The sequence below is a fragment of the Bradyrhizobium sp. 33ap4 genome (assembly GCF_032654765.1).
Taxonomy (GTDB): Bacteria; Pseudomonadota; Alphaproteobacteria; order Rhizobiales; family Xanthobacteraceae; genus Bradyrhizobium; species Bradyrhizobium australafricanum.
In genome coordinates this window covers 1-1,573 of the sequence record NZ_JAUMTJ010000168.1, presented here as the reverse complement: position 1 = coordinate 1,573, position 1,573 = coordinate 1, and the positions used below count along the sequence as shown (strand labels likewise).

The window sequence follows — 1,573 nt, the reverse complement described above, 5'->3', positions numbered from 1 at the left end:
ACGGGTGACAAGACATGTTGGTCATTCCCCCACGATAGAACGCCTGAGAGCGTTACGTCGTAGAGCGGAAAGGACTGCTCGTCGCACAGGACAGCTGTCGGACATCGCTGAATATCGCCGAATGAAAACTCAAGTAGCGAGAGAACTTAAGCGAGAAGACCGGAAACGCTGGCGGGAGTTTTGCCAGCGCCTATCGCCGTTCGATCCCGCCACGAAGATCTGAAGGACAATACGAGCACAGAGCGCCACCTCCACAGAGAAGCCCCCTCGCAGCTTTGGCTCTGATAAAAAGGGTGGACGAAAGAACGCTTGCCGACGATTTCTGCGTGGTGTTGACAGCACCGGCGGCAGCGTCGACGACGGTTGCACACAACACCTTCGTGCAAGCCCTTATACTTGAACTCAATCAAGACTGGCCTGATCTACCGGATATTATGAATTGTGAGTTCTCAATAGCGGAGCTAAGGTCAGCGCTAAAACCGGTGAACGCACGCTCAGCTCCTGGGCCGGATAAAATAACCTACGCTGCTCTCCGGAATCTTGACGGCAAGTCACAGCAAGCACTTCTTCAGGCTTACAACACCTCTTGGCAGCAGGGTCGTCTCCCTCATAGCTGGAAGGAGGCTATGGTTGTTCCCATTCTCAAACCGGGTAAACCTCCAACTGCATTATCGTCGTTTCGCCCGGTAAGTTTGACGAGCTGCATGGGAAAGCTGATGGAAAGGATGGTATTACATCGACTGGAATGGTGGATGGAAAAACAGGGGGTGTTCCCTCAGGAGATGGCTGGCTTCCGTCGCCACAGAAGCTCTCTAGATCCAGTGCTTGACCTCGTCTCTACAGTTCAGCAAGCGCGTGCTCATCGACGGATAGTGGTGGCAGTGTTCCTTGATATCAAGCGGGCATACGACACTGTTTCACACGTTTGTGTCTTGCACGCTTTACGGACTTTTGGGCTGTCAGGACGTATGTTCTCCTGGTTGAAGGACTTTCTTACGGACCGAAGTGTTTGTGTCCGTACGTCCAATGGATCCGGTTCACAACACGCTGTTCCCCAAGGAGTACCCCAAGGAAGCATTCTGAGCCCAATACTCTTCAACGTCGTGATGGCTGGCCTAACATCGATAATTCCCCGGAAGGTGGCATTCTCTATATATGCCGATGATGTCGCAATTTGGACAAAGGGGAAGTCGCGACCAGCCATTCAGCGTCGACTGCAACTAGCACTCAATAATATACACAAGTACTTCACCCAACTTGGTATGGACATATCGCCAGAAAAATGTGCTGAACTCCCGTTCACACGCAAAGCTATGGTGAGGTTTCCTCTGTACGTGGGACTGACGCAGCTCGAAGCTGTACGTTACCATCGTTTTCTGGGCGTGGTTATAGACTCAGAACTTCGCTGGACTCGACACGTTAAGTACCTTGAAGCCAAGGCCCAAAGGTGGATTTGTGCTATTCAGCATCTCGCAGGACCGAGGTGGGGCTGTGATCAGCACTGCCTTCTTGGTGTTCACAGAGCCCTGATACGTGCGACCGTGCTATACAGCCTCCCAGTTCTGCACAGAAT

General features: G+C 52.3%; 1 protein-coding gene. It reads left to right on the top strand.

Annotation, left to right across the window (positions count from 1 at the left end; translation table 11 throughout):
- Positions 1-434: 434 nt before the first annotated feature.
- Positions 435-1,573, top strand: a 1,139-nt coding sequence (locus Q2M23_RS44370; RefSeq protein ID WP_410469846.1) for an RNA-directed DNA polymerase, incomplete at its 3' end; no start/stop codon positions are given.